We start from the raw sequence: 4470 nt of genomic DNA on the forward strand, positions 1-4470 counted from the left end.
GCGGTCTGAAGCAGGGACGATACGAATCCGAATACGAGCAGGTATCGGATCCGGCTTCCAAAGCCTTCGTCCTTCAGTCGATACAGAAACGAGGTCGCCAGATCGACGGCAATCAGAAAGGTCACCGAGACCATCATCGCCATGACGATACCCAGGTAGGGCTGGAGGCCTTCGCCAGGGCCCGGGAGGTCGTTGAACACCACGGCGCCGACCACGGCCGCCACGTGGAAGACCAGCCACGCCCCGAACCCGCTCCAGCGGGCCCAGTCCGGGACGCCGAGCAGCGTGGCGCCCGCGGAGCGGACATGGCGGTCGCAGTGGAGGACGACGGTCGAGCGCACGGCCTCCTGCGTCACGAAGGCCAGGAAACCGAGGGCGCCGAAGGCGAGGACCGGCGAGATCTGGACATGCGGGTTCTCTTCGAGGACCGCCGACACGCGCAGGGCCAGCAGCAGCGCGCATCCCTGGGCGGCCGCGGACGTCAGGAACCCCGTCGTGAACATGAAAGCCGACGGCAGCGCCGGCCGCGGCCGCGCCGACAGCGCCATCCACAGCAGGGCGAGGACGGAGGCGAGCAGGACGACCGACCAGAAGAACCAGCTGAACGCACCCATGCCGCACTCCATGCCTCGCCCCATGCACCCGCTCCGGCCGGGAACGCGCGTCCCTACTACGGCTCCAGGATCGCCTCGCCCTTCTCCTCGACGAGGCCGTGGATCTCCTGCAGCGTCATCCCGGGCCGGAAATGCCGGGAGTAGGCGATCGACAGGGCGCATTTGTCGATCGGGGTCATGAGGATCATGAGCGGCTTGGCATGATAGTCCTTGACGCTCTCGATCTTCCGGCTCCCGCCCCGATAGGCGCCCGCCAGCCCAAGAGCCCCCATCCAGAACTGGTTGAGGCACATTTCCTGCTGGTGGGGGTGGATACCCGGCGAGACGTAGACGACGGCCTTTCCGACCACATCCACGTCGACGTTCTTAGTACCCATCCAGCAAACCAGCCTTCCGTCCCCGATGCGCTGAATGACGTCTGCGGCGTCCGCCTCGGTCGCGGAGACGGTTGCGACCTGCTCCCTCAGCCTCGCCATCAGATGCTCGTCGTCTGCGAACCGGAAGGCGATCACGTTGCCGTCCTTCGGCACCGTCCTGTTGGCGAGCCCGGTCGGGCGACGGGTCTGGTACAGACCGGCTTCCGCCCGATACCCCATGCCCCCCCGGCCGCCCCAGTACCCGACCAGCTCGACCTCAAGGGGGCCCGTCCGCCGGTGCAGATGCGCGCCCATGTCCGGCGGTCGGCCATCGTTGAACGCGAGGTTGAGGAAATGGTACACGGCGTCCGACCAGCTATGGGCGCGCCCCACGCCCGTGCACTGCATCGGCGCCGCGGCCGCGTGTCCCGCGACAGCGATGTAACCGAGCATCGACGCCACGATCGCCAAGCCCCGCTTGCGCACGACCACTTCCTCCCCGTGAGCGCCTGCCAGCGCCCGATCGGCCTTTTCTCCCGCCAAACGTATTAAAACTTTCCTGCCTGCGAACCATTCCAACGCCTGGCCGCAGGAAGATGTCACCTTCGGGGCGGACAGCCGGGGCAGCCCACGGTCAATCCCCCGGCGTCCCGCAGCCGCCCCTCACGGCAGGCGGGCGATGCGCTCGAACAGCAGGTCGAAGAAGCCCTGCGCGTCGACGTCGCGCATCACCAGCGCGTTGGCCGGCCGGGCGGTGACGCGCCACCAGTCCACGACGGTCATGCCCATGGTCAGCTCGCTCGCGGTCTCGACCGCGACGTTGACCCGGCGGCCGGCGAACAGCTCGGGGCGCAGCAGGTAGGCGACCGTGCAGGGGTCGTGCAGCGGGCCGCCGTCGCTGCCGTACTTGGCCTCGTCGTAGCGCTCGAAGAAGTCCAGCAGCGCCGCGACCGCCGGGCCGGCGCGGTTGCCCAGGGCGCGGAAGCGATCGAGCCGGACGCGCGAGGTCAGCACCTTGTGCGTCACGTCGAGCGGCATCATCACGACCGGGACGCCGCTGCCCAGCACCGCCGCCGCCGCGTGGGGATCGACATGGATGTTGAACTCGGCCGCGGGCGTGATGTTGCCGCCCTCGAAGAAGCCGCCGCCCATCAGCACGATCTCGCGGATGCGGGACGCGATGCGCGGCTCGCGCGCCAGCGCCAGCGCCACGTTGGTCAGCGGGCCGAGCGGGCACAGCGTCACCTCCCCCTCGCGCGCCGCCATCAGCGTCTCGACCAACCAGTCGACGGCGTGGCCGGGCCGGAGCGCCATCGAGGGCTCCGGCAGGTCGGGGCCGTCGAGCCCGGTGCGCCCGTGGATGTGCTCGGCCGTCACCAGGCGGCGCAGCAGCGGCCGGTCGCAGCCGGCGAAGACCGGCAGGTCCGGCCGCCCCGCCAGCTCGCACACCATCAGCGCGTTGCGCGAGGTGAGGTGCAGCGGCACGTTGCCGGCCACCGTGGTGAGCCCGAGGACGTCGAGCTCCGGCGAGGCCAGCGCCAGCAGGATCGCGACCGCATCGTCCTGGCCGGGATCGGTGTCGATGATGATCGGCCGCGCGGCCATGGCGTCTGCCCCCTTCCATCGGATCTGCCGCAGCGGTATAGCGCATATGGCGGTCGAACCCCAGGACGGGGACGGCCGCCGACGGCGAGGATGGGACGGCCGGGACGGCCAGGACGGGATGGACGGCATGCGGGAGCGGACCGCCGGCGGCGCGGCCTTCTTCGATTTCGACGGCACGCTCGTGCGCGGCGACAGCCTGCTGCCCTTCCTGTCGCAGACCGTCGGCTACCGCAGGGCCCGGCTGTCGCTGGTCCAGGCGATCCGGGCGGGCTTCCTGCTCCGGCGCCGCGACGGTGGACGTGGCGATGGCGGGCGCGACGTGCGCACCACGATCAAGGAGGTGCTGCTGGCGCTGACGCTCAAGGGCGTGCCGCTGGCCGAGGCCCAGGCCGCGGCCGAGCGGCTGGCCGGCTGGCCGCGCTGGAACGCCCGCATCCGCGGCGAGCTCGACCGCCACCGCGACGCCGGCCGGCGCATCGTCGTCGCGACGGGCGCGCTCGCGATCTACATGCCGGTGCTGCTGCGCGGCCTGCCGGTCGACCACCTGCTCGCGACCGAGCTGGAGGTCGAGGACGGCGTGCTGACCGGGCGCATGGCCGGGGGCAACTGCGTGCGCGCCTCCAAGGCCGAGCGGGTCGCGCGCTACCTCGCCGAGCACGGCCCCTTCGGCGAGACCTGGGGCTACGGCAACCGGCCGAGCGACCTGGCCATGCTCGACCTGCTGCACAACAGGACGATAGTATAGGCCGGCGGGCGAAAGCGGGCGGGAGACGGGCGATGGACGGGATTCCGGGCGACGCGGGGGAACGGTTCGAGCGCGACGGCTTCCTCGTCCTGGAGGGTTTCGCTGCGCCCGAGGCGTGCGACGCGCTGGTGGCGCGGGCGCAGGCGCTGGTCGCCGGCTTCGATCCCGGCGGCGTCGCCTCGGTGTTCTCCTCGGTCAACCAGGACGCGACCTTCGACGAGTACCTGCTGGGCTCGGGCGGCACGGTCCGCTTCTTCTTCGAGGAGGAGGCCTTCGACGCCGGGGGCCGCCTGAGGCAGCCGAAGGAACTGTCGATCAACAAGATCGGCCACGCGCTGCACGACCTCGACCCGGCGTTCGACCGGTTCTCGCGCACGCCCCGGCTCGCGGCGCTCGCCGGCGCGCTCGGGCTGGCGGAACCGCTGCTCGTGCAGTCCATGTACATCTTCAAGCAGCCCCGCATCGGCGGCGAGGTCGTGGCGCACCAGGACGCCACCTACCTGTTCACCGAACCGCAGTCCTGCATCGGCTTCTGGTTCGCGCTGGAGGACGCGACGCGCGACAACGGCTGCCTGTGGGCGCCGCCGGGCGGCCACCGCGGGCCGCTGCGCCGCCGCTTCGTGCGCCGGCCGGAAGGCGGACCGGAGGGCGGCCCGGGGGGGGGCGTCGAGCACGTGACGGTGGACCCGGCGCCCTGGCCGCAGGACGGGCCCGGGGGAGGCTTCGTGCCGCTGGAGGCGCCGAAAGGCACGCTGGTCGCCCTCCACGGCCTGCTGCCCCACCGCAGCGGCCCGAACCGGAGCGAGCGCTCGCGCCATGCCTACACGCTGCATGCCGTCGACGGCAGGGCGCGCTACGCCGCCGCCAACTGGCTCCAGCGCGGCCCGGAGCTGCCGTTCCGGGGGTTCGGCTGACGGGGGCGGGTTCGCCTGACGGGGGCCGCGGCCCCGGCTGCCGCCGCTCAAGGTACGTTCGTTTCCTTTCGCGCCGCCGCGGGGTCCTTTTCCGCCGCGGAGAAACGAGCGCGATGGCAATCCGTTCGAGCGCCGATTGCAAGAACGACATGCAATCGCTAACCTAAGGTCATGGTTTTTCGCACGAGGTTTCCGGGCCCATGAGCGCTTCGGAACGAACGTTTGGGCTCGGGCGC

Annotated in this window: 5 protein-coding genes; 2 read left to right on the forward strand and 3 right to left on the reverse strand. The window is 71.2% G+C overall.

What is annotated here, in order from left to right:
• From VGO20_RS06690 to VGO20_RS06700, 3 genes are all read right to left on the reverse strand, one after another.
• On the reverse strand, positions 1-614 hold a 614-nt coding region (locus VGO20_RS06690), incomplete at its 3' end, for a hypothetical protein (protein WP_327501532.1).
• A 56-nt stretch (positions 615-670) separates the two neighbouring features.
• Positions 671-1456, reverse strand: a complete 786-nt coding sequence (locus VGO20_RS06695) for a hypothetical protein (protein ID WP_327501533.1) — start codon at positions 1454-1456, stop codon at positions 671-673.
• 177 nt (positions 1457-1633) lie between these two features.
• A complete protein-coding gene (locus VGO20_RS06700; protein WP_327501534.1) occupies positions 1634-2575 on the reverse strand; it encodes a nucleoside hydrolase in 942 nt (313 codons plus the stop codon).
• A gap of 46 nt (positions 2576-2621) precedes the next feature.
• Between VGO20_RS06700 and VGO20_RS06705 the strand changes: the two genes are divergently transcribed.
• Positions 2622-3320, forward strand: a complete 699-nt coding sequence (locus VGO20_RS06705) for an HAD-IB family hydrolase (RefSeq protein ID WP_327501535.1) — start codon at positions 2622-2624, stop codon at positions 3318-3320.
• A gap of 32 nt (positions 3321-3352) precedes the next feature.
• Positions 3353-4234: a phytanoyl-CoA dioxygenase family protein gene (locus VGO20_RS06710; RefSeq protein WP_327501536.1), complete on the forward strand. Its 882-nt coding sequence runs from the start codon at positions 3353-3355 to the stop codon at positions 4232-4234.
• Positions 4235-4470 lie beyond the last annotated feature (236 nt).

The sequence above is a fragment of the Arenibaculum sp. genome (genome assembly GCF_035998295.1).
Taxonomy (GTDB): Bacteria; Pseudomonadota; Alphaproteobacteria; order Azospirillales; family Azospirillaceae; genus DASYHS01.

Bases quoted from the DNA above. Each gene is read 5' to 3' on its own strand.
- VGO20_RS06700 (WP_327501534.1), bottom strand. From the start codon at position 2,575: ATGGCCGCGCGGCCGATCATCATCGACACCGATCCCGGCCAGGACGAT.
- VGO20_RS06710 (WP_327501536.1), top strand. From the start codon at position 3,353: ATGGACGGGATTCCGGGCGACGCGGGGGAACGGTTCGAGCGCGACGGC.
- VGO20_RS06705 (WP_327501535.1), top strand. From the start codon at position 2,622: ATGGCGGTCGAACCCCAGGACGGGGACGGCCGCCGACGGCGAGGATGG.